Source organism: Streptomyces violaceus (genome assembly GCF_036014075.1).
GTDB classification, from domain to species: domain Bacteria; phylum Actinomycetota; class Actinomycetes; order Streptomycetales; family Streptomycetaceae; genus Streptomyces; species Streptomyces violaceus.
Map to the genome: position 1 here is coordinate 4,258,143 of NZ_CP107911.1, position 23,393 is coordinate 4,281,535.

Annotated in this window: 20 protein-coding genes and 1 pseudogene; 16 read left to right on the forward strand and 5 right to left on the reverse strand. The window is 70.0% G+C overall.

Annotated elements, in window-relative coordinates; all coding sequences use genetic code 11:
• Window positions 1-111: 111 nt before the first annotated feature.
• From OG542_RS19085 to OG542_RS19105, 5 genes and pseudogenes are all read left to right on the forward strand, one after another.
• On the forward strand, window positions 112-348 hold the full coding sequence (locus OG542_RS19085) for a phosphatase PAP2 family protein (protein ID WP_328412429.1): 237 nt from the start codon (window positions 112-114) through the stop codon (window positions 346-348).
• A 173-nt stretch (window positions 349-521) separates the two neighbouring features.
• Window positions 522-941, forward strand: a complete 420-nt coding sequence (locus OG542_RS19090) for a phage holin family protein (RefSeq protein ID WP_193479400.1) — start codon at window positions 522-524, stop codon at window positions 939-941.
• Window positions 938-1,405, forward strand: a complete 468-nt coding sequence (locus tag OG542_RS19095) for a DUF3618 domain-containing protein (RefSeq protein ID WP_328412432.1) — start codon at window positions 938-940, stop codon at window positions 1,403-1,405. Before OG542_RS19090 ends, OG542_RS19095 begins: the two co-directional genes overlap by 4 nt.
• A pseudogene (locus OG542_RS40745) lies at window positions 1,389-1,671 on the forward strand (DUF4235 domain-containing protein). Before OG542_RS19095 ends, OG542_RS40745 begins: the two are co-directional and overlap by 17 nt.
• Before the next feature lie 259 nt (window positions 1,672-1,930).
• A complete protein-coding gene (locus OG542_RS19105; protein WP_328412434.1) occupies window positions 1,931-2,284 on the forward strand; it encodes a hypothetical protein in 354 nt (117 codons plus the stop codon).
• 58 nt (window positions 2,285-2,342) lie between these two features.
• Here OG542_RS19105 and OG542_RS19110 read toward each other — a convergent pair whose 3' ends face one another.
• The 3 genes from OG542_RS19110 to OG542_RS19120 all read right to left on the reverse strand — a co-directional run bounded on the left by OG542_RS19110 (window position 2,343) and on the right by OG542_RS19120 (window position 6,456).
• Complete coding sequence (locus OG542_RS19110) at window positions 2,343-2,636, reverse strand: putative quinol monooxygenase (RefSeq protein ID WP_328412436.1); 294 nt, start codon at window positions 2,634-2,636, stop codon at window positions 2,343-2,345.
• Between the two features lie 77 nt (window positions 2,637-2,713).
• Window positions 2,714-5,275, reverse strand: a complete 2,562-nt coding sequence (locus OG542_RS19115; RefSeq protein ID WP_328412438.1) for a GH32 C-terminal domain-containing protein — start codon at window positions 5,273-5,275, stop codon at window positions 2,714-2,716.
• 218 nt (window positions 5,276-5,493) lie between these two features.
• Window positions 5,494-6,456 carry a carbohydrate kinase family protein gene (locus tag OG542_RS19120; RefSeq protein WP_328412440.1) on the reverse strand — a complete coding sequence of 321 codons (963 nt, stop codon included), beginning with the start codon at window positions 6,454-6,456 and terminating at the stop codon, window positions 5,494-5,496.
• A 249-nt stretch (window positions 6,457-6,705) separates the two neighbouring features.
• Between OG542_RS19120 and OG542_RS19125 the strand changes: the two genes are divergently transcribed.
• The 5 genes from OG542_RS19125 to OG542_RS19145 all read left to right on the forward strand — a co-directional run bounded on the left by OG542_RS19125 (window position 6,706) and on the right by OG542_RS19145 (window position 11,422).
• Entirely contained in the window at window positions 6,706-7,722 is a 1,017-nt protein-coding gene (locus tag OG542_RS19125) for a sugar ABC transporter substrate-binding protein (RefSeq protein ID WP_311126850.1), read from the forward strand.
• A gap of 165 nt (window positions 7,723-7,887) precedes the next feature.
• On the forward strand, window positions 7,888-8,901 hold the full coding sequence (locus OG542_RS19130; protein WP_311126849.1) for an ABC transporter permease: 1,014 nt from the start codon (window positions 7,888-7,890) through the stop codon (window positions 8,899-8,901).
• Window positions 8,898-9,731 (forward strand): ATP-binding cassette domain-containing protein, encoded by an 834-nt coding sequence (locus OG542_RS19135; RefSeq protein WP_311126848.1) that lies wholly within the window; start codon window positions 8,898-8,900, stop codon window positions 9,729-9,731. Before OG542_RS19130 ends, OG542_RS19135 begins: the two co-directional genes overlap by 4 nt.
• A gap of 74 nt (window positions 9,732-9,805) precedes the next feature.
• Entirely contained in the window at window positions 9,806-10,828 is a 1,023-nt protein-coding gene (locus tag OG542_RS19140; RefSeq protein ID WP_328412443.1) for a LacI family DNA-binding transcriptional regulator, read from the forward strand.
• A 126-nt stretch (window positions 10,829-10,954) separates the two neighbouring features.
• Window positions 10,955-11,422 (forward strand): DUF5990 family protein, encoded by a 468-nt coding sequence (locus OG542_RS19145; RefSeq protein WP_328412445.1) that lies wholly within the window; start codon window positions 10,955-10,957, stop codon window positions 11,420-11,422.
• Between the two features lie 35 nt (window positions 11,423-11,457).
• Here OG542_RS19145 and OG542_RS19150 read toward each other — a convergent pair whose 3' ends face one another.
• Both OG542_RS19150 and OG542_RS19155 read right to left on the reverse strand, forming a co-directional pair.
• Window positions 11,458-11,784 carry a plasmid stabilization protein gene (locus OG542_RS19150; RefSeq protein WP_328412447.1) on the reverse strand — a complete coding sequence of 109 codons (327 nt, stop codon included), beginning with the start codon at window positions 11,782-11,784 and terminating at the stop codon, window positions 11,458-11,460.
• A 107-nt stretch (window positions 11,785-11,891) separates the two neighbouring features.
• Window positions 11,892-13,961 (reverse strand): SpoIIE family protein phosphatase, encoded by a 2,070-nt coding sequence (locus OG542_RS19155; RefSeq protein WP_328417988.1) that lies wholly within the window; start codon window positions 13,959-13,961, stop codon window positions 11,892-11,894.
• A 35-nt stretch (window positions 13,962-13,996) separates the two neighbouring features.
• On the opposite strand from OG542_RS19155, the gene OG542_RS19160 reads away from it, so the two are divergent.
• From OG542_RS19160 to OG542_RS19185, 6 genes are all read left to right on the forward strand, one after another.
• Window positions 13,997-16,999, forward strand: coding sequence for an FAD-binding and (Fe-S)-binding domain-containing protein (locus tag OG542_RS19160; RefSeq protein WP_328417990.1), 3,003 nt, complete (start codon window positions 13,997-13,999; stop codon window positions 16,997-16,999).
• Between the two features lie 62 nt (window positions 17,000-17,061).
• Window positions 17,062-18,885, forward strand: coding sequence for a thiamine pyrophosphate-requiring protein (locus OG542_RS19165; protein WP_328412449.1), 1,824 nt, complete (start codon window positions 17,062-17,064; stop codon window positions 18,883-18,885).
• 98 nt (window positions 18,886-18,983) lie between these two features.
• Complete coding sequence (locus OG542_RS19170) at window positions 18,984-19,745, forward strand: GAF and ANTAR domain-containing protein (RefSeq protein WP_328412451.1); 762 nt, start codon at window positions 18,984-18,986, stop codon at window positions 19,743-19,745.
• Window positions 19,746-19,796: 51 nt separating this feature from the next.
• The gene (locus OG542_RS19175) at window positions 19,797-20,528 is read left to right on the forward strand and encodes a GAF domain-containing protein (RefSeq protein ID WP_328412453.1); all 732 of its coding nucleotides are present in this window, start codon (window positions 19,797-19,799) and stop codon (window positions 20,526-20,528) included.
• A 252-nt stretch (window positions 20,529-20,780) separates the two neighbouring features.
• Complete coding sequence (locus OG542_RS19180; RefSeq protein WP_328412455.1) at window positions 20,781-22,022, forward strand: PP2C family protein-serine/threonine phosphatase; 1,242 nt, start codon at window positions 20,781-20,783, stop codon at window positions 22,020-22,022.
• Window positions 22,023-22,124: 102 nt separating this feature from the next.
• A complete protein-coding gene (locus tag OG542_RS19185; RefSeq protein ID WP_328412457.1) occupies window positions 22,125-23,393 on the forward strand; it encodes an ATP-binding protein in 1,269 nt (422 codons plus the stop codon).

Here is a 23,393-nt window from a genome sequence, read left to right on the forward strand (position 1 = left end):
CGTCGGGGGCCGCCGTGGGTGCGGTGATTCGCGCCCCACGGCCGGGAAGACAGCCGAGCCACCCAAGCCGTGTGGTGCGCGCTTCGGTCGGAGTGATGGCGGCCGCGGGAGGTGGCGCGGCCGGACGGCTGCCGCGGGGTTGGCCCCTCCGGCCGCACCGCGGCCGCGTTCGCCTCAGCACCGGCGCCTTCCGCCGGTGTGGCCGGCCGCCGGTGCGTATGTGCGGTGCGGGCGGCGATGGTGGCTGCGCAGCGGGTGCACGCCGGTGCGCACTGTCCCACCGACGTGGCGGAGGGCCGTGTGATCGGGTCGGCCGCGCCCGCCCTGATCCGCGCCGCCCGTCTGTGACGGCATGTGCTCTGACAAGCGGTTATGCGTCGCGATCGGGGTACCCGGGCAGCCGATCAGGCGGTGCCGGTGAAGGTCACCGACTGGTCGGCGCGTCAGGCAGTCCGTGGCTGCTCGACCGCAGGTCCGCCACCGAGGACTGCGTGAAACACAGAGGAGGAAGGTGAGCACCCATGACGTCAGCCAGCTCCCCCCACACCGGCGACACAGCGCAGGAACCGGTCGGTGAACTGGTCCAGAAAGCTTCGCAGCAGCTGTCGCAGCTGGTGCGCGACGAGATGCGTCTGGCACAGGCGGAGATGACGCAGAAGGGCAAGCGGTTCGGCAAAGGCGGGGGCCTGTTCGGCGGCGCCGGCCTGGTGGGTGTGCTCACCCTGCAGGCACTGGTGGCCACCGTGATCGCCGCGCTGTCGCTCGTGATGGACGTGTGGGCGGCGGCCCTGATCGTCACCGGCGTCCTGGCCGCCGTCACCGCGCTGATGGCGGCCCTCGGCAGACAGCAGATCGGCAAGGCATCACCGCCCAAGCCCGAGCAGACCGTGGACAGCGTCAAGACCGATGTGGCCGAGATCAAGGAAAGGGCACAGCAATGACTCCGGACAAGCCGCACACGGGCGACGAGACGGCGCCCTCCCCGGAAGAACTGCGCGAGCGAGTCGAGGCAACCCGCGAGGAACTCGGCGAGACCGTCGAGGCGCTGGCGGCCAAGACGGACGTCAAGAGCCGTGCGCAGGAAAAGACGGTCGCCGTCAAACAGCAGGTCGCCGAAAGGAGCACACAGGTCCGGACCCAGCTGCGGGAGAAGGCGACCCATGCGGCCCACGTGGTACAGGACAGGACCCCGCAGCCGGTCCGCGACAAAGCCGCGGCGACCACCGAGCAGGTCCGCGACAAAGCCGCCCACGTCGGTCAGCTCGCCCGGGAAAAGGCTCCCGAGCCGGTGCGCGAGAAGGCCGATCAGGGCATGCGGCTGGCGCGGACCAACCGCACGCCGCTGATCGCCGGGGCCGCCGCGCTCATCGCCCTGCTCCTCGTGCGCCGTGCCAGGCGCCGATGAAACCTCGGAGATCGTCTACAAGCCCGTCGGTCCGGCTCTCGGCGCCGTCAGCGGTGGGGCGGCCGGCGGGCTGTTCAAACAGGTCTGGAAGCAGCTCGAGCACGACGACGCCCCCGAGGCGATCGACGAGGAACGGACCTGGCGCGAGGTCATACGGGCAGCCGTCCGCCGTCCCGCAAGGAGCGGTCTTCGCCGGTGCCGAAGCCGCCGTCGACCGTGACGGCGCCGCCGCAGCCCCACGCCTGACCGGCACCTGGCCCGGCTGACACGACCGACCCCGTCGGCGTCCGCCTCCACACCCGACCTGGCCCGCGCAGCGCCATTTCATCAGCAAATGCCTCCCCAGGCGCGAATATTTTGACATGTTCCTAAATAAGAGGCCCTTTTGGGGTCACCGCGGACGAGGGTGTAACACGGCAGCGCTTGCAGGACGCAGGGATAGGCAGAAGCGGGGCGACGAACCGGGCCGCATTTCAGCGTCCGGGGCGAGCGTGCCGGCAGGACGACACGTCAGATCGGATTCTTGTGAGCAACATCGACCCGGCTCCCGGATACCAGACGTACAACCAGCCCCCGGGCCCGGAGCGCCCCGTACGCCAGCAGGCCACCGCACGCCGCACGGCCCTGACGGTCTGCACGATCGCCGACATCGCGGCAGGTCTGCTTGGCCTGTGGATCCTGCTCTTCCTGCTGGATGCGAACCAGGCGAATGTATTCGTCGAGTTCGTGCGAGGAACGGCGGACTTGCTTGCCTGGTGGTCGCAGGACATTTTCACGATGGACACAGAGGGTCTACGCGTTGTCCTTAACTACGGCCTCCCGGCCGTCATGTATTTGCTGATCGGGCACGGGATCGCCGCACGGCTCAACCGAGCCTGACGGTACAGCCGGCCTTCACGAAAGCCCGCCCTGAACGACTGCAATCAGTACCTTCAGGTCAGGTCACCGGATCCAGGAAGGTCAGCACCGAGGCGTCCTCCTCGATCAGCGGGGCGAGCGCCGCGTTGAACGGGCCGCCGTACGGTGCCTTCAAGTGCGCTTGGAAGGCGTCCTCGTCGCGGTACACCTCGAAGATCCAGAAGGCGCGTGGGTCGGCCGACCTGGTGTAGACGTCGAAGGCGATGTTGCCTTCTTCCTCGCGCACCTTCTTGGCGTACTCCAGGATCAGGCGGGTTACCTCGTCCTGCGCGCCCTCGCGGGCGGTGAACTCGGCGAGCAGGGTCTTGTTCACGGTGTGGTGTCCTCCGTGGTCGAAGTCGGTCGGAGACGGTCGGGGACAGTCGGGGAAGGTGGGGGGATCAGCCGCCGTCAGTCGCGGTAGGAGTCGAGGTGCCAGACGCGGGCCCGGTCCAGCTTCACCGATCCGTTCTCGGCGAAGATCTGCACCCCCTGGGCGGCGGGGTCGGGGAAGATCTGGTCGGTGATGACGGCCTCGCCGCTGCCGCCGAAGACCTCGACGGACGACCGGTCGACGAGGATCCGCAGCTTCACCTTGCCGTTCTTCGCCTTCAGAGGCGCGGTCTGGACGCCGGGGAAGGTGCTGTTGAAGTCGACAGCGCCGGAGCGGGTGCGGTCGACGTACAGCTCCTGTGCCGTGGTGTCGTAGCCGATGACGGTCTCCTCTCCCCCGGCACCGGTGCGCACCTTCAGGCCGAACCGATCGGCGTCCTTGAGGGAGAAGGTCGCCTCGATGTCGAGGGCCTCGCCCTGGGCCGCGGGGCCGATCAGGGTCTGGGTGGTGTTCTTGACGGTGACACCGGCAGCGGTCGCCGGGCGCTTCTGCCGCAGGGACGTCACGCTGTTCACGGGCCGGCTGGTCAGCCGGATGCGGCCGTCGACCGTACGCAGGGCCATCTCCCGGGGGATGCTCTGCGCGCCGCGCCAGGGTGACGTGGGGACCACGCCGCTGTAGTCCCAGTTGTTCATCCAGCCGATCATGTACCGCTTGCCGTCCGGCGCGTCCTCCCAGGACACCGCCGCGTAGTAGTCCTTGCCGTAGTCGGCCCAGTCGGCGCGCTGGACGACGGACTTCGCGGCCGTGTCGGCGGCGGTGAACTGATCGGCGAGGAGGTGGCCCCAGCCGGCGTTGTTCATGTCGACGATCTGGATCCGCGCCTGCTTGCCGGCGTAGGAGCGCATGTCGAAGGAGGACCAGTCCAGGGTCTCGCTGTTGGAGCCGGTGGCGCTTCGGACGACCTTGCCGTCGACGATCAGGTTGACGGACGTCTCCTGGGAGACGGGCCGGGCCTGGGTGTCGGAGAGCATGATGTGGTCGACGTTGAGGTGGCCCCAGCCACCGCTGTTGTCGTCGACGATCTTGATCTGTGCCTTCTTGCCGGCGAGGTCCTTGACGTCCCAGGAGGCCCAGTTGAGTGCCTCGCCATCCTGTCCGGTGGCGCTGCGGACCACCTTGCCGTCGACGAGCAGTTCGACCGCGGTCGGGTTGTCGGAGCCGGCGGGGTGGTTGCCGCCGCCCACAAGGAAGTTGACGTAGTCCTTGTCGATCGTGAACTCGGGCGAGGTGAGGGTGCCCGTGGTGGTGTCCCCGTCCAGGTAGCTGTTGACCAGGCCGTCGCCCAGAAATCCGGAGACTTCCTGCTGGCCGCCGAGGGTGCCGGTGGCCGGTGCCGAGCCGAAGGCGTCCCCGGTCGTCGTCCAGTCGCCGTAGGTGCCGCCCTCGAAGTCGGCGAGGACCGTGCCCGCGGGCGGATCTCCCTGCTCCATGACGGTGCCGTCCACGTGCGGGTGCCGACCGCCACCGACCTTGAAGTTCAGGTACTTGCTGTCGACGGTGAACGAGGGCGAGGTCAGGGTGCCGGTGGCGGCGTCACCCGAGTGGAAGCTGTTGGCGAGACCCTGGCCGTCGAACCCGTCGACGGTGCCCTGACCCTCCACCGCCCCGGCCGCCGGCGCCTGGCCGAACGCGGTGCCCGTGGTCGTCCACGAGCCGAAGTCCGTGCCCTCGAAGTCCTGCACCACCGTCCCGGTGGGCGGGGTGTACGTGCCCTTGTCCTCGGCGGTGAACTTCTTGCCGTCGAAGTCGCCGACGAAGTACTGGGCGGCCGAACCGCCCGCGATACCACCGGGGTTGATGTTGACGACCAGGACCCACTTGATCTTCTTCTTGTCACCGTCGACCGCGAGGGGGAACAGGTCCGGGCACTCCCACACGCCGCCCGTCGCACCGGCCGGTCCGAACTCGCTTTGCAACTCCCAGTCCTTGAGGTTCTTGGACGAGTAGAAGCGCACCTTGTGCTCGGCGGACATCGACACCGTCATCAGCCAGCTCTTCGTCGGCGCGTACCACTGGACCTTGGGGTCGCGGAAGTCCTTGGAGCCGATGTCGATGACGGGATTGCCCTGGTACTTCGTCCAGGTGCGGCCACGGTCGGTGCTGTAGGCCAGCGACTGGGCCTGCTTGCCGCCGTTCTTGTAGGCGCTGGTGTAGATCGCCACCATGGCCGGGTTCTTCTTCGTACCAAAGCCGGTGGTGTTGTCCCGGTCGACGACCGCGCTGCCGGAGAACACCATCTCCTTGTCGTCGTGCGACAGGGCGAGCGGCAGCTCCTTCCAGTGCACGAGGTCCTTGCTGACCGCGTGCCCCCAGGACATGTCGCCCCACGAGTTGCCATTCGGGTTGTACTGGTAGAAGAGGTGGTACTCGCCCTTGAAGTACACGAGACCGTTGGGGTCGTTCATCCAGTTCTTGTCCGGCGTGAAGTGGAACCGGGGGCGGTAGGTCTCGGAGTACGGCGGGGTGCCGGCGGCTACGGCCTGAGGGGCGAGCGAGGCCGCCGACAGGGCGCAGACGGTCGCCACCGCCGCGATCACCCGTATACGGGCATGCCGGGATACACGTCCAGAGCTCATGCTGTCTCCTGTGCTGCGGCCGTCCGCGCAACGAAGCCTGTTGCCCGGCCGGATCCGGCGGAAGTGACGCCCTTCTCGGCGCCGTCGTCCACGACATCTGCAAGGTGTCATCGTTGACTTGTGTCATCGATGACATCAAGTGGCCCGATGATGGGGGCAATCCGGCCGACGCGTCAACGGTTCGGGCGTGATGTTCTGCTGAGCGGCATGCTCGCCCGTCATGCGCGGTCGGCCGTGGCGAGGTGCGCCAGCTGGCTCTGCCACGGCGGGTTGGGGCCGGCGACCGAGCAGGTCAGAGCCGCGACACGGGCGCCGAAGCGGCAGGCTTCCTCGACGTCGTCCGGGCGGAGTTCCGTCAGCCGGCCACCCAGAAGCCCACGAGCGCCGAGGTGGTGCAGCAGTCCGGCGGTGAAGGAGTCGCCCGCCCCGACCGTGTCGGCGACGCTCGTCGGGACGGCGGGCACCCGGACCCGTTCACCGTCGAGCGAGGCCAGGGCGCCGTCGGCACCGCGCGTGATCACGACGAGCCTTGCCCCGGCCGCGTGCCAGGTGTCGCACGCCTGCTCGGGCGGCGTCCCGGGCAGCAGGAGTTCCAGGTCGTCCTCGCTCAGCCGCAGCACATCCGCGAGGCCGCACCAGTGCGCCAGCCGGGCCCGGTAGACGTCGGGGTGTACGAGCAACGGCCGCACATTGGGGTCGATGCTGACCGTGGCCCTGGGGGCGGCCGCTGCCAGGAAGTCCTCCACCACCGCCGCCCCGGGTTTGCTGACCAGGGCCAGGGACCCGGTGTGTACGCAGGCGGTGCCGGTCAGGTCCACCCCGGCCAGTTCCGTGCTGGTCCACTGCCAGTCGGCGGTGGCCTGGGCGTGGAAGGAGAACGTGGCCTGACCCTGGGCGTCCAGCTCCGCCACGGCCAGCGTGCTGGGCTCGGCGGCCTCGACGGCGTACGACAGGTCCACGCCGGATGCCTCGAGGTGAGCCCGGAAGAGGCGGCCGAACACATCGCCGGAGAGCCGTGCGATGAAGCGGGCCGGAGTGCCGAGCCTGGCCAGGGCCACCGCCGTGTTGGCGGGTCCGCCGCCCGGCAGCACGCGCAGGGCGAGTTCGTTCCGGGCAGCTGCGGGTTCGGTGAACGCGTCCGCGACGCATTCTCCCAGGACGGTGATCTGGCGCGGGCTCATGGGCTGCTCTTCTCTGGAACGCGCGGGGCGGAAACGGGCACGGCCCGGGCATGCCGACGAACGGCTTCGGGCGGGCGGCCGGCGAGGGGCGTTGCCGATTTGTGACGAGTGCAAGGCATTGACGTTGCCGGGGAGCGGAGTCCATCATCCTCGCCAAGCAGTGTCAACGATGACATAGGTCATCGTTGACATCGCGGGACGGCAGGCCTCGCTGCCGGCCACCCGCCCGACATCCCGCAGGAGTCGTTCATGTCACGCATCTCTCGTCTGCCCTCCTCCTTGCTCAGAGCCGCAGCGTGCACGGGTGCCGCAGCGCTCGCCCTGACCGCCTGTGGATCCGGATCGGGATCGGGCAGCGCGAGCACCGGCTCGGGCGAGATCAAGGTCGGTCTCATCACCAAGACCGACACCAACCCGTTCTTCGTCAAGATGAAGGAGGGCGCGGAGAAGACCGCGAAGGCCGAAGGCGTCAAGCTCATGACCGCGGCCGGGAAGTTCGACGGAGACAACGCCGGGCAGGTCACCGCCATCGAGAACATGGTCGCCTCCGGTGTGAAGGGCATCCTGATCACCCCCAGCGACTCCAAGGCGATCGTGCCCGCGATCGAGAAGGCCAAGGCCAAGGGCGTCCTGGTCATCGCCCTGGACACCCCGACCGAGCCGCAGAGCGCGGTCGACGCCCTCTTCGCCACCGACAACCTCAAGGCCGGCGAGCTGATCGGCGAGTACGCCAAGGCCGCGATGAAGGGCAAGACCGCGAAGATAGCCGCCCTCGACCTCGCGCCGGGTGTGTCCGTCGGCGTTCAGCGGCACAACGGTTTCCTCAAGGGCTTCGGCATCACCGACAAGGACGTCGCCTGTGCTCAGGACACCGGCGGCGACCAGTCCAAGGGCCAGACGGCGATGGAGAACTGCCTCCAGAAGGAACCCGGCATCAACGTCGTCTACACGATCAACGAACCGGCCGCACTGGGCGCGTACACCGCCCTCAAGGCCAAGGGCCGCGAGAAGGACGTACTGATCGTCTCCGTCGACGGCGGCTGCACCGGCACCCGGGCCGTCAAGGACGGCAAGATCGCCGCGACCTCGCAGCAGTACCCGCTGAAGATGGCCGCCGAGGGCGTCAAGGCCGTCGTGACGTACGCCAAGGACGGCAAGAAGGCGTCGGGTTACACCGACACCGGCGTCACCCTGATCACCGACAAGGCGCAGGACGGGGCCGCGTCCAAGGACACCGCCTACGGCCTGGAGAACTGCTGGGGCTGAGCCGCCGGCCCCAACCGCCGCCGTAGCTGCCGCTGTTCGAAACCCCTCAGCGGGGCGGCCGGCCCCTCCTCCCCGACCGGGGACGGCTGCCCCCTCGTCCTCTTGCCGTCCGACAACGACTGACCGGTCCTGACCAGGACTTGTGTCTTCCGACAAGGACCTCGCATGACTGCCACGTCCACGCCACCCTCCACGTCCACGCCGTACGCGGAGCTCAAAGCGCCGACCACGGTCCGCAGACTGCTCCTTCAACCGACCACCGGACCGCTGGTCGCCCTCCTCCTGGCCTGTGTCTTCTTCTCCGTCTCGAGCGACCAGTTCCTCACCGGCGGGAACTTCTCGCTGATCGTGCAGCAGGTCATGGTCGTCGGCACCCTGGCCATCGGCCAGACACTGATCATCCTCACCGCCGGCATCGACCTGTCCTGCGGGGCGGTGATGGCGTTCGGCAGCATCGTGATCGCCAAGATGGCCGCCGAGGGCTCCCTGCCGCCGCTCGCCGCCATCGCCCTGGGCCTGGCTGTCTGCGGCGGCTTCGGCATGCTCAACGGGGCGCTGGTGCAGAAGATCCCGCTGCCGCCGTTCATCGTCACCCTGGGCATGCTCAACGTGGCGTTCGCGCTGACCCACATCTACTCCGAGGAGCAGACGGTCACCAACCTGCCCGGCCCGCTGACGGCCCTGGGGCAGACCTTCCCGCTCGGCAAGACCGACATCACCTACGGCTCGCTGGTCACCATCGCCCTGTTCCTCCTCCTCGCCTACGCGCTGAGCAGCACCGGCTGGGGCCGGCACGTCTACGCCCTCGGCAACAGCCCGGAAGCGGCGAGGCTGAACGGCATCCGCACCTCCCGCCTGGCCATCGGCGTCTACACCGTGGCCGGCCTCCTCTACGGCATCGCCGCCCTGCTGCTCATCTCCCGCACCGGAGTCGGCGACCCGCAGGCCGGGCAGACCGACAACCTCGACAGCATCACCGCCGTGGTCCTCGGCGGCACCAGCCTCTTCGGCGGACGCGGATCGGTCCTGGGCACGTTCATCGGCGTCCTCATCGTCGGCGTCTTCCGCAACGGGCTCCAGCTCATGGGCGTCGCCTCGATCTACCAGACGCTGATCACCGGTGTCCTGGTGATCCTCGCGGTGACCGTCGACCAGATCTCCCGGAGGAAGGCCCGATGACCACCACCACCGAGACCCCCGTTCTGCAGGCTCGCGGTCTGGTCAAGCGCTACGGCCACGTCACCGCCATCGACGGCGCCGACTTCGACCTGCTGCCCGGCGAGGTCCTCGCCGTCATCGGCGACAACGGCGCCGGCAAGACCAGCCTCATCAAGGCTCTCACCGGCGCGGTGGTGCCGGACGAGGGCGAGATACGCCTGGGCGGCAAGCCGATCCAGTTCTCCGGCCCGCAGAGCGCACGCGCACACGGCATCGAGACGGTCTATCAGGACCTCGCCGTGGCCGCCTCCATGGACATCGCCTCGAACATGTTCCTGGGGCGCGAGCTGCGCCGCCCGGGCATTCTCGGCAGCGCCTTGCGCATGCTCGACAAGAAGCGCATGCGCCAGGAGGCCGCCGAGCACATGGCCGACCTGAAGATCGGCCTGCGCTCGCTGACGCAGTCGGTCGAGACCCTCTCCGGCGGACAGCGCCAGGCCGTCGCGGTCGCCCGGGCCGTCGCCTGGGCCCGCAGCGTCGTCGTCATGGACGAACCCACCGCCGCCCTCGGCGTCAAGGAGTCCGGACAGGTCCTCGACCTGATCCGCCGCGTCCGCGACAAGGGCATGCCGGTCGTCCTGATCAGCCACAACATGCCCCATGTCTTCGAGATCGCCGACCGCATCCACGTCCACCGGCTGGGCCGGCGCGCCGCCGTGATCAAACCCTCCGACTACTCCATGGCCGAGGTCGTCGCCATCATGACCGGGGCGCTCAGCATCGACGAGGCCGGAGATACTGTCGTAGCGGATTCCGAGGCGGCGAAGGCCGCGGGAGTCCAGGCCAACTGACGACAGGACCGCAGCACTCAGAGGTTCCGGTCGAGGCCGCGGCCGGAACCCACGAGACAGGAGACTGTTCCTCCATGGCAGCGAACCGCCGCCCGACGATGGCAGACGTCGCCCGAGAAGTGGGCGTCAGCGCCAAGACCGTCTCCCGGGTTCTCAACGAGGACGGATACGCCTCGGCCGAGACCAGGGAACAGGTTCTCGCCGCCGTGGCCAAACTCGGCTTCCAGCCGAACCTCATGGCCCGCAACATCCGCGTCGGCGGCCCGGACACCACCATCGGCCTGGTCATCCCCGACCTCGCCAACCCCTTCTTCGGAGCCGTGGCCCGCGCGATAGAGGACACTGTCGGCGAACGCGGGCTGACCCTGCTCATGGGGTCCTCCGCGGACGACCCCGACCGCGAACGCGCCCTGACGGACAAGTTCCTCGCCCGGCGCGTCAGCATCCTGATCGTCGTGCCGTCCGTCGGCGCCGACCACTCCCACCTCAAGTCGCACCGCACGGCGGGGCTGCCCATCGTCTTCCTCGACCGACCCGGAGTCGGCCTGCCCACGGACAGCATTGTCAGCTCCAACCGTGCCGGGGCCCAGGACGGTGTCGCCCATCTGATCGCCCACGGGCACCGCCGCGTCGGATTCGTCGGCGACCTGCCCGTCAAGCTGTACACCCGCCGCGAACGCCTCGCCGGATACCGCGCCGCCCTGCAAGAAGCCGGCATCCCCCACGACCGCTCGCTCGTCGCCAACGCCCACGACCAGCCGGGCGCCGAGGCCGCGACCGCCCAACTCCTCGAACTGACCGATCCCCCCACCGCCCTGTTCGCCGGCAACAACATCATGGCGCTCGGCATCGTCGCCGAACTCGCCCGCGGCAAGCGCAAAGACGTGGCCGTCGTCGCGTTCGACGACGTATCACTCGCCGAGGCGCTGGAACCGGCCCTGACGGTCGTCGCGCAGGACCCCGAGGAGCTCGGCCGCAGCGCCGCGGCCACCGCCCTGGCCCGGCTCGACGGCGACCGCTCCCGGGCACGCACCATCACGGTTCCCACGCGGCTGATCGTCCGAGGCTCGGGGGAGCAACCGGCACCCAAGCCGTAGGCGGCTCGCCGCTGCCGGACGACCAGCCGGGACCACGCCCAGACGGCCTCAGCAGGCCGGGTTCCCTGACCACCCCGGCTCGAGGCCGGCCGGCCTCCGTGCGGACGATGGCGGATGATGGCCGCCATGCACATCCGCATCGACGCCGTCGACCTGCCCGGCCGCACCCGTCCCGCCTCCGTCGACGGCAGAGTCCCCGCGTACGACAACGTCCACGTCGCCGTGCAGCGCCGCGACCGACCGGACCAGCTCCTGGAACCGCAGCCCGGCGACGCCCCGTCGGCGACCTGGACCCTGGAGTGCACCACGAGCGCCTCGCCGACCGGCACCGAGGTCAAAGGGCCCTACGTGCAGGACCGGCTGGGCCGACGGTTCATCTACCTGTCGTGGGGCACGGTCGACGAGTCGGGCACCTTCACGATGTTCCGCCGCGCCAAGCTCATGCTCGACGTCATCCCCGCCGACGTACTCACCGCCGCCGCGCGCGCCGGGCTGCTGGTCGGGCGCCTCGGCCTGACCGACGCCCAGGGCGGGCCCCTGTGCGCACGCGTCGAGCCCCCGCACATCACCTGGACCGCCGCGACCGCCGGCTAGGAGAGGTCGCCACCCCGGCGGCGAGACGCCTCGGGTCAGCGGCCCAGGGCGCTCTCCAGCTGCTTCTTGCTCATCGAGGAGCGGCCCTGGATGTTGCGCTTCTTGGCCTCTTCGTACAGCTGGTCCTTCGTCGGGCCTTCCGCGCCGCTGTGCGAGCGCTGCCCACCGCGTTCCGACGCCGACTTCGGGTCACGGGTCGAGGTCTTGCTCGCGCTCCGCGACTCGCCGGACCGGGCCCGCTCCTTGTTGACCGTCCGTGCGGCGATCTCCTTGGCCCGCTTCGACCCCGCGCCACGGTCCTCGGCGCTCTCCTTGACATGTTCGTACTGGCGCTCACGCTTGGGGCTTGATCCGGCCGGCATGTTGCTACTCCCTACTCCTATGGGCTGGCAGCGACGGGACGGGCCGCGCTGCGGAACCGGATCGACGAGTGCCCCTGAGGGCCCATCCGAAGCATGCGGCCGTCGTGTCAGGCCACGTCGTTGTGCAGCACCAGGAGGGCGATGTCGTCGGCGCGCTGCCCGTCCGTGCCGGCCTTCCTGAGCAGGTGGTCGATGAGCAGGTCGAGGTCCCGTTCGTCGGCCTGGGCGAGATGGTGCGCGAGGTCGGCGATGGAGTCATCGAGGTCGGTCCCCGGTGTTTCGATGAGGCCGTCGGTGTAGAAGGCGAGCATCAGGCCCGGGGTGAGCGGGATCTCGGTCAGAGGGAAGGCCGCCTCGGGGTCGATTCCCAGGAGGGGGCCAGGCGAGACTTCGGCGGGCCGGGTGTCACGGTCGGCGAGACGCAGGAGGGGTGGCGGATGGCCGGCGCTGGCCAGCGTCACGCGTCGGCGGGCGAAGTCGAGTCGGGCGTAGAGGCAGCTGGTGAAGAGGTCGGGGGCGAGTTCGGCGAGGAGCCGGTTGGTTCTGGCGAGGATCTGGTCGGGGGGAGTGCCGACGGTCGCGTGGGCGTAGATACCGGTGCGGACCTGGCCCATCAGAGCGGCGGCGGCGACGTTGTGCCCTTGGACGTCGCCGATGACGGCCGCTGCGGCGGTGTCGCCGAGCCGGATCAGGTCGTAGAAGTCACCGCCGATGTCCATGCCCCGGGTCGCGGGCAGGTAGCGGGCGGCGACCCGCAGACCGGGGATCTCGGGGAGGGCGCGCGGCAACAGTGCCTGCTGGAGGCCGTGGGCGAGCTCGTGCTTGGTGTCGTAGAGGCGGGCGCGGTCGAGGGCCTGGGCGATGAGCCCGGCGAGCGACGTCATGACGGCGCGTTCCTCTGCCGGGAACGCGTGGGGGTGGTCGTAGGACAGGACGCAGCAGCCGACAGGCCGGCCGGAGATGATCAGTGGCAGGAAGGCCCATGCCTGTTTTCCGCTGAGCTGTAGGGCCTCGGGGTACGTACGGCGCATCTCCTCCGGGTCGGAGAAGAACGCGGGGGTGCCGTTGCCGAGGGCACGCCCGGCGGGGGTGAATTCGGTGTCCAGGGGCAGGCCGTCGAGGCGCTCGATGGTGCGGGGGTCGTAGCCGCGGAATCCGGTGATCCGCAGCCGGCCGGCGTCGGCGGTGGACAGGACCAGGCCCCGGGCGCCGAAGGCGGGCATGATCTGGTCGGCGACCAGGGCGATGACGTCCTGGACGCCGACGACCTCGGTCAGTCCGGCGGCCAGGTGGGTGAGCTGGTAGAGCCGGCCTGCGCGGGTCGGTGTGACAGCGCGCGTGGACGGGCTCGGCGCCGGTGAGGGTGGGGGCTGTGCACCGCTGGGGACGATGCGGATGCTGATGCCGCTGGCGTCCGGGTAGAGGTGGAAGTCCAGCCAGTGATCCGGTGGGCGGCAGGCCGTGAACGAAACGGGCTCGCGGCTGAGCACCGCGGTGCGGTAGCTGTCCTCGTATCCGGGCTCGTCGAGCCAGCGCAGGGACTGCCAGGGCACAGTGCCCAGCAGCCGGCCGGCTTCGCAGCCCAGCAGGTCACAGGCGCCGGAGCTGACGTAGGTGACCTGGCCCTCCAGGTTCAGCGCGCAGCTCCCGCCGGGCAGGCGCTCCGCGAAGTCGGCGGCGGCCATCGCCGGGCCGCCGGATCGGCGGTCGGTTTCGAGGGAGACAAGACGTGGCCGCTCGGCTCCGGACCGAGGCCTCGCGTATTCGACGGCTTCCTCCAGCAACCGGGCCAGACGCCGGCAACTGGAGGTGATGTGACCGTGTTCCCGTCCGGTCATGTACGGCGGACGGGTGGCCGGCCACATCAGCAACAACGCGCCCCACCTGCGGGCGCCGGTGACCGGCGCGGCGGCCAGGGCCAGCGGGTAGGGAAGCGCCACCGCCGTGCGCGGATAGGAGCGGGCCATCTCCTCCTGGCTGCCCACCCACACCAGACGGTCTTCACGGACCGCTACGGCCACCGGTGCCGGAGCGGCCATCGGCACCCTCGCCCAGGGCGCGGCGAACTCGGCCGGGGCCCCGCACAGCACGTCCAGCCACAAGAACCGCTCATCCGGTGCGAGCAGATACAGGGCGCCGATGGACGCGCCGGTTCGGCGCGCCGTCTCCGCGAACATGGCATCCAGCTCACCGTTGTCGGCGGCCGGATCACCTGCGCTGGTCACGAGACACCTCGGGCAGCAGGGGCGCGTACTCCACCGACGGCTCGAACTACCGCCAGGTGCCGATCGGCGTCGTGGTGCCTCGTACGGTGGAGGCCGGGGCTCATGCCGTGCGGGTGTGCGCCCGCTTCGGTGTCCCGGTTCTGTCGCGGGGTGGCGGCACCAGCCTTGCCGGCCAGTCGACGAACACGGCCGTGGTCATCGACTGGAGCAAGTACTGCCACGGGCTGGTTTCCGTCGATCCGGACGCGCGGACCTGCGTGGTCGAGCCGGGGATCGTGCTGGATGTGCTCAACGAGCGGCTGGCCGGCCGTCGTCTGCATTTCGGGCCGAAGCCCTCGACGCACAGCCACTGCGCCCTGGGCGGCATGATCGGCAACAACTCGTGCGGCGCGTCCGCGCAGGCGTACGGCAAGACCGTCGACAACGTACGCCGGCTGGAGGTGCTCACCTACGACGGCACCCGGATGTGGGTCGGTCCGACCTCGCCGGCCGAGCGGGCACGGATCGCCGCGGAGGGAGGCCGACGCGCCGAGCTGTACGCCGGTCTGGACCGGCTCGTCGCGGAGTACCTCGGCGACATCCGGCGCGGCTTTCCGAAGATCCCGCGCAGGGTCTCCGGCTACAACCTCGACTTGCTGCTGCCGGAGAACGGCTTCGACGTGGCCAGGGCGCTGGTCGGCAGTGAGGGCACGCTGGTGACCGTGCTGCACGCCGAGCTCGACCTGGTGCCGGTGCCGGAGTGCCAGTCACTGCTGGTTCTCGGCTACGACGACATCTGCGCGGCCGCGGACGACGTACCCCGCCTGCTGGAGCACTGCGAGCCCAGCCAGTTGGAGGCGCTGGACGGGCGCATGGCCCAGCTGATGCGTGAGGAGGGCGCCTACCTGGAGTCGCTGGAAACGCTGCCGGAGGGCGGCAGTTGGCTGATGGTGCAGTTCAGCGGCGACAGCCAGGACGAGGTGGACGAGCAGGCGCACGGTCTGTTGCGCGCCGTGGGGCGCACCGAGAAGGCCGGCGATGTCGCCTTCTCCGACGACCTCGAGCGTGAGCAGAGGATGCTCAGGGCGCGCGAGGCCGGGCTCGGTGTCACCGCCCGCCCGCCGGACGGCCGGGAGACGTGGGAGGGCTGGGAGGACTCGGCCGTGCCGCCCGAGCGGCTAGGGGACTATCTGCGGGACCTGAAGAAGCTGTTCGAGGAGTTCGGGTACGACCATCCTTCCCTGTACGGGCACTTCGGGCAGGGCTGCGTCCACACCCGTATCCCGTTCGGGTTCACGACCGCCGAGGGTGTGGCCGACTTCCGCCGCTTCGTGGAGCGCGCCGCCGACCTCGTCGTCTCCTACGGCGGCTCCCTGTCGGGCGAGCACGGCGACGGCCAGTCCCGGGGCGAGCTGCTCACCCGTATGTTCGGTGAGCGGCTGGTGGCGGCGTTCGGCGAGCTGAAGGGGCTTTTCGACCCCGGCAACCGGATGAACCCCGGCAAGGTCGTCCACCCCGACCCGGTCGACGGGCAACTGCGTCTCGGCTCCTCCTGGCACCCGGCCACACCCGCGACGCACTTCGGCTTCCCGGAGGACGAGCACTCCTTCGACCGGGCGGTGATGCGCTGCGTCGGCATCGGCAACTGCCGTAGCCACTCAGGGGGCGTCATGTGCCCCTCCTACCGGGCCACCTCGGAGGAAGAACACTCCACACGCGGCCGCGCCCGGCTGTTGTTCGAGATGCTGGGCGGTCACGCCGACTCGGCCGTCACGGACGGCTGGCGCTCCCCCGAGGTGCGCGACGCGCTGGATCTGTGCCTGGCCTGCAAGGGCTGCAAGTCGGACTGCCCGACCGGTGTGGACATGGCCACCCTCAAGGCGGAGTTCCTCTCCCATCACTACGAGGGGCGGATGCGCCCCGCGGCCCACTACTCGATGGGCTGGCTCCCCGTGTGGGCACGCCTGTCCCGCATCGCGCCCTCCCTGGTCAACTCGGCGCTCCACGCGCCCGGCCTCGCCCGCGCGGGCAAGCGGCTGGCCGGCATCGACGAGGCCCGCTCGGCACCCGTGTTCGCTCGACAGTCCTTTCTGGAGTGGTGGCGGGCCCGCGCCGGCGAGGAACCCGACCCGGCCGATCCGCGCACCGTCGTGCTGTGGCCGGACACCTTCAGCACCTACTTCCACCCCTCGATCGCCATCTCGGCTGTCCGCGTGCTGGAGGACGCCGGGTTTCGCGTCGCCGTACCGACCCGGCCGGTGTGCTGCGGCCTGACCTGGATCTCCACCGGCCAGTTGCCGCTCGCGAAGAAGGTGCTGCACCGCACTCTCGGCGTGCTGCGCCCCTATCTGGAGGCGGGCACCGCGGTCATCGGCCTGGAGCCGTCCTGCACCGCCGTCTTCCGCTCCGACGCCCCCGAGCTGCTGCCCGCCGACCAGGACGTCCAACGGCTGGCCGGGCAGGTCCGCACCTTCGCCGAGCAACTCGTCCGGCACGCGCCGGCCGGCTGGCGGCCACCGCGGCTGGACCGGCGGGCGACCGTGCAGACCCACTGTCACCAGCACGCGGTCATGAAGTCCGACGCCGACCGGGAGCTCATGCGCCGCGCCCGTCTCGATGCCGACGTCCTCGACGAGGGCTGCTGCGGCCTGGCCGGCGACTTCGGCTTCGAACGCGGCCATCACGAGGTCTCCATGGCCGTCGCGGAGCAGGGCGTCCTGCCCGCGGTCCGCGACGCCGCCCCCGGCAGCCTGCTGCTCGCCGACGGCTTCAGCTGCCGCACCCAGATCGAGGAAAGCGGCACCGGACGTCGGGCCCTGCATCTGGCCGAGGCCCTCGCCCTCGGCCTGGAGGGCACCCTTCCGGGCGAGCACCCCGAAAGGGCGGCCGTACGCCCCGGCCGCCCCTCCCGCGCGGCCCGGTGGGCGACCGCCGCGGGCGCCACCGCCCTGACGGCGACGGCCGCGACGGCGGCCGGCCTGGCCGCCCGGCGCCTTCCGCGCCGCCCCTAGTCCCACCCCGCACGCCCAACCCTGCCCGCACGCACCACCGCACTACCGGAAAGGTCTGGAACATGTCGAAGAAGGTCTCCGACCATCTCCTCGAGCGCCTGCGCGAGTGGGAGGTGGAGCATGTCTTCGCCTACCCCGGCGACGGCATCAACGGTCTGCTCGCGGCCTGGGGCCGCGCCGACGACAACCCCCGGTTCATTCAGTCCCGCCACGAAGAGATGTCCGCCTTCGAAGCCGTCGGCTACGCCAAGTTCTCCGGCAAGGTCGGAGTGTGCGCCGCCACCTCCGGCCCCGGCGCCATCCACCTCCTCAACGGGCTCTACGACGCCAAGCTCGACCACGTGCCCGTCGTCGCGATCGTCGGGCAGACCAACCGCAGCGCCATGGGTGGCTCCTACCAGCAGGAGGTCGACCTGGTGAGCCTGTACAAGGACGTCGCCTCCGACTTCTGCGAGATGGTCACCGTCCCCGAGCAACTGCCCAACGTGCTGGACCGGGCGATGCGCACCGCGATGGCCCGCCGCTCGGTCACGGCCGTGATCATCCCCGCCGACGTGCAGGAACTGGACTACGCGCCGCCACAGCACGCCTTCAAGATGGTCCCCTCCAGCCTCGGCATGCCGCACTACGCGCCGGTGCCCGGTGACGAGGACCTCGCCCGCGCCGCCGAGGTGCTGAACGCGGGCGAGAAGGTGGCGGTCCTGGTCGGGCAGGGCGCCCGCGGGGCCCGTCAGGAGGTCATGGCGCTCGCCGACCGGCTCGGCGCCGGAGTGGCCAAGGCGCTGCTCGGCAAGGACGCCCTCGACGACGATCTGCCGTACGTCACCGGATCCATCGGCCTGCTGGGCACCCGGCCCTCGTACGAGCTGATGACCGACTGCGACACCCTGCTCGTCATCGGCTCGTCCTTCCCCTACACCCAGTTCCTGCCGGAGTTCGGGCAGGCCCGGGCCGTGCAGATCGACATCGACCCGCACATGGTCGGCCTGCGCTACCCGTTCGAGGTCAACCTGGTCGGCGACGCCCGCGAGACACTGACCCGGCTGCTGCCGCTGCTCGACACGGCGAAGGACACCGGCTGGCGCAAGAAGATCGAGAAGAACACCGCCCGCTGGTGGGAGGTCATGCAGCGGCGCGCGGCGGTCGACGCCGACCCGGTCAACCCCGAGTACGTCGTGCACGCGCTGAACGACCTGTTGCCGGAGAACGTGATCCTGTCCGCCGACTCCGGCTCGGCCGCCAACTGGTACGCCCGCCATCTGAAGCTGCGCGGCGCGATGCGCGGCTCGCTGTCCGGCACGCTCGCCACCATGGGGCCCGGTGTGCCGTACGCGATCGGAGTCAAGTTCGCGCACGGCGACCGCCCGGCCATCGCCCTGGTCGGCGACGGGGCGATGCAGATGAACGGCATGGCCGAGCTGATCACCATCGCCAAGTACTACCGGGAGTGGGACGACCCCCGGCTGATCGTGGCCGTCTTCAACAACCAGGACCTCAATCAGGTCACCTGGGAGATGCGAGCCATGGAGGGCGCCCCCCAGTTCCTGGCCTCCCAGTCCCTCCCCGACTTCCCCTACGCCGATGCCGCCCGCCTGGCCGGCCTGGAGGGCCTGCGCATCGAGAAGCCGGGCGACGTCCGGGGCGCCTGGGAGACGGCACTGGCCGCCGACAAGCCCTGCGTGCTGGACTTCGTGACCGATCCGGCCGTGCCGCCCATCCCGCCGCACTCCACCCTCGACCAGATCGAGGCCGCCGCGACGTCGATTCTCAAGGGCGACAGCGACCGCGCGGGCATGGTCCGCCAGGGCTTCAAGGCCAAGGTCCAGGAGTTCCTGCCCGGCCACCGCGACCGAGCGGACCGGCCTGGCGCCCGGGACGGCACCTGAGCCGGTCCGGTCGTACGCCCGGCCACGGTCGTGACTGCTTGCCTTTGCCAAGATCGAGTGAAAGCGTTGATGCGACGTGACCGCGGGAGGTGATGGGCATGGCGGGGGACGACCTGCTGGGCGGTGAAGACCCCGAGCAGGAAACGGACGTCGAGCGTGCCCGCATCGCCCACGCACTCGTCGCCGATCTGCGCGGACTGCCTCCGGTCGAGGTGCCCGACGCGCTGTGCCGAACCTGCCTCGCACTGCTCCCGGCGGTCTCGGGACTGTCCGTCTCGGTGCTGGGGGACGGCTCGACGGGCGTCGTGCTGTGCGCCAGCGACGACGTCGCCGCCCGGCTGGCGGAAATTCAGTTCACCCTTGGCGAAGGACCATGCAGGGAGGCGGCCCGCCTGCGTGCGCCCGTGTTCGCGACGAACCTGACTCGTGCCGCGGACCGGCGCCGCTGGCCGCTGTTCTCCGTTCAGGCGGCCAGGACCGGGGTGGAGGCGGTCTTCTCACTGCCGTTGGCAGGCGCCGGCAGCGCGCTGGGCACTCTGGACCTGTACCGGGAGACTCCGGGCTCGTTGAGCGCGGACCATCTCCGCACGGCCATGCTGGTCGCCGACGCGGTCACCCTCGCCGTCATCGCCCTCGAGCACGCTTCCCCGGACCCCGAAGGAGTCGTAACGTGGCTGGCAGGAGCGGAATCGGACCGGGAGGAGGTACATCACGCCACCGGGATGATCATGATGCAGCTGGGAGTGAGCGCCGAGGAAGCGCTTCTGCGCTTGCGCGCGCGGGCCTTCGCCCAGGGCCGTACCGCCATGGAAGTGGCTCGGGCGATCGTCGACCGCAGCATGGACCTCCGCGATGACTGAACGGCCGGTACACGTGCCGGTACACGTATCGACAGCGCCGGGGAGGCGAGCATGAATCGCGAGCGCAGGCTGGCGCAGGCTTTCGTCGTCCTGGCGGACACCTATGCCGCGGAGTTCGACCCTCTGCATCTTTTCCACCGGCTGGTCCACACCTGCCAGGATCTGCTGGACGTGGACGAGGCGGGCGTGATGATCGCGGACGCCCGCGGCAGTCTGAAGACCATGGCGACGACCGACGAGGACGACGTCTTCGCCGAACTGCTGCGGCTGCAGAACGGCCATGGGCCCTGCGTGGACTGCTATCGCACCGTGGAGCCGGTGAGCGTCCCCGACATGGCCACCGAGTACGAGCACTGGCCGAAACTGGCCACCGCGATGCTCGAGGCCGGGTACGAGTCCCTGCAGGCGATCCCGGTGCGTTTGCACGACCGTCCGCTGGGAGCCCTCACGCTGCTCCGCCGGCGCCCGGGGCACTTGGCCGAGGACGACGTACATCTCGCTCAGGCCCTCGCGGACTCCGCGGCGCTGGCCCTGATGCACTGGTCCATCGAGCCGGCCGACGTCGAGGACGTGATCACCCGCGTACAGGGCGTGATAGCGGCGAAGGCCACGCTGGAGATCGCCAAGGGCATGGTCGCGCAGTACGCGGATGCCACGATCGGCGAGGCGGCCCGGCTGCTCAGCGCCTATGCGAGCCGGCAGCAGGTCCGTCTCACCGAGACCGCCCACGCCCTGGTCACCCGCAATGTGACACCGGCCGCCATCGTCGATGCGCAGTCCTGAGTGCTAGCTCGTACTCGGATTCGGAATCGGAATCGGAATCGGAATCGGAATCGGTGGCTGAGCGACATGCCACCGGTGGCGTAATCGGCTCGTCGCACCGGTCGGCGATGCGAGTCTGTGCCGGTCTACGGCGTCGTGCCGGGCCGATCGCCGTCTTCGACGAGGCCGGGCCACAGGGCCACCTGGCGACCCTGCGTGGACACAGCCGCCCGATGAGTTCCATGCCGCCGGGACGAAGGGAAGCGCACAGCGATGACGGATGGTGGGCGGAAGCCGGACAGCATCGGGGTGGACCGGTCGGAGGGGTTCGGCGAACGACTGCTGGGTGTGCTGCTCGACCGGGCCCACGAAGTGCCGCCGGACCTGATCGCCCCACTCGTCGCGGAAGAGGTCGCCAGGGTCGGAGGGCGGGACGTCTCCATCCTCCTGCAGGACTACGAACAGGTACTGCTGGTGCCGTTGCCGGGCCGGAGGCTGAAGGTCGGCGGCCCCGAACCGGTCGAGGGCTCCCCCGCCGGCGAGGCGTTCCTGAGCCGCAGAACAGTGGAGGTGCCGCAGGACGGCAGTGTGCGGATGTATCTGCCGCTGCTGGACGGCAGCGACCAGATCGGGGCCATGGCCGTCACCCTGGACACGGTCGATGACGACGACCGGCGGTTGCTCCGCAGACTCGCCGGTCTCGTCGCTGACATGATCGTCACCAAGGACGCCTACACCGACCAGTTCTTCCAGGCCCGCCGCAGTTCCCCGATGAGCGTGGCCGCGGAGATCCAGTGGTCGTTGCTGCCCCCGCTTACGATGACGGTTCCGCAGGTCGAGGTGGCCGGAATCCTGGAGCCCGCCTACGACGTGGCCGGCGACAGCTTCGACTACGCCCTCAACGGCGACATCCTTCACGTGGCCATGCTCGACGCGATGGGCCACGGGCTGGACGCGGCGACCATGGCGACGGTGGCCGTCGGCGCCTATCGCCACACACGACGTGCCCACACCGATCTGTCCCAGGTGTACGCGTTCATGGACCGGGCCATCAATGAGCAGTTCGGCCTGGATCACTTCGTCACCGCGCAGATGATGATTCTGGACATCGGCACAGGCCGGCTGCAATGGGTCAACGCCGGCCACCCGGCTCCGCTCTTGATCCGTGACCGCGCCGTGGTGGACCGGCTGGAGAGCCCGACCACGCTGCCGGTCGGCTTCGGCGGTGAGGAGCCGGTGGTCAGCGAGCGGATGCTGCAACCCGGCGACCGGTTGCTGTGCTTCACCGACGGCCTGTTGGAGGAGCACCAGGCCGGCGGGGAACAGTTCGGCGAGGAGCAGCTCATCGAGTGGACCAACCGGATCCTCCGCGAGCGAACCGAGGTGCGGGCGGTGGTGCGAGCGCTCTCCCACGCCCTGAAACACGAACGTGGCGGCACCACCAGCGACGACGCGACCATCTTCCTCATCGAGTGGCGAGGCGGCGACGCCGATCATCTCGCCACCTTCGACTGAGCCCTCGGCGCGGACGCAGCCCGGAAGAGTGCTCGGCTTGCCGCGCGCGCACCCCACGTGGCGGCCGATGATGGGAACACGGCCGAACACACGGAGCTGGTCATGACGGGTTGGCGGGTACGGGACTACTCCCCGGACGATCTCGAGGGAGTCCTCCGTGTCGACATGGAGAGCGGCACGGCCGAAGAGCCGGCCCTCTTCCCGCTCTCGGACACCGTGACGGCTCTCCAGGCCCTCCACCCCGCTGTGGTGGCCACGGCGAACGACGTGGTCGTCGGCGCCGCGGTGAGCAGGGTGGAGGGCGAGCGGGCGTGGATCCTGCGCATCTGCATGGCACCTGCCTGGCGGCGCCAGGGACTGGGCAGCGCCCTGGTCACGGCCCTCGAGCGACGGCTTTTCACCGACGGTGTCCGCGCGGTGCACGCCGCCCTGGCTGCGGACGCGACCGGTGCCACCGCGCTGCGCAACCGCGACTTCGGCGCCCGGTCGGGCCTGATCCTCTTCCAGAAGCGCAGACCGGTGCCCCCGCAGGCGGCCGGCATGCTCTCCTCGCTCGGAGCGGAGCTGCCACCCGGCGGACTGTGGCAGCAGGTCGCGGGCATGCAGAAGGAGAAACAGCTCATCGAGCGCCGTCTGGTCCTGCCACTGGCCCATCCCGGACTGGCCGCGGAGCACGGTGTGGAGCTGCCGCGCGCGGTGATGCTGTTCGGTCCGCCCGGGACCGGCAAGAGCACCTTCGCGCACGCGATCGCCAGCCGCCTGGGATGGCCCTTCCTCGAGCTGTTCCCCGCTCGTCTGGCCGCCGAGTACGGCCTGGCGAGCGGGCTGAGCCGGCGCTTCGACGAGATCTCCCGGCTCGACCACGTCCTGGTGTTCATCGACGAGGTCGAGGAGGTCGCCGGCGCACGCAGCGGCGCGGACGCGACCGCGGTCGGCGTCGTCAACGAGCTGCTCAAGGCGATCGTCCGGTTTCGCGGCCGGGACGGGCGGCTGCTCGTCTGCGCCACGAACGACGTGACCACGCTCGACTCCGCCTTCCTGCGGCACGGCCGCTTCGACTACGTACTGCCGATCGGCCCTCCCGACCGCCGTGCCAGGATCGCGCTGTGGGAGAGCTATCTGGCACGGTCGGGCGCGAAGGCCGACAGCGAGGCACTCGCCTCCGCCAGCGAAGGTTTCACACCCGCCGACATCGCCCACGTGACGCGGACCGTCTCCCAGGCAGGATTTGAGCGCACCTTCGACACCGGAACCCGCACCCTCCCCACCACGGACGACTACCTGGAAACGATCCGCGACACCCAGCCCACGGTCAGCGCCGTCGTGGCCCAGGAATTCGCCGAACAGACGGAGCGGTACGCCCGCCTCTAG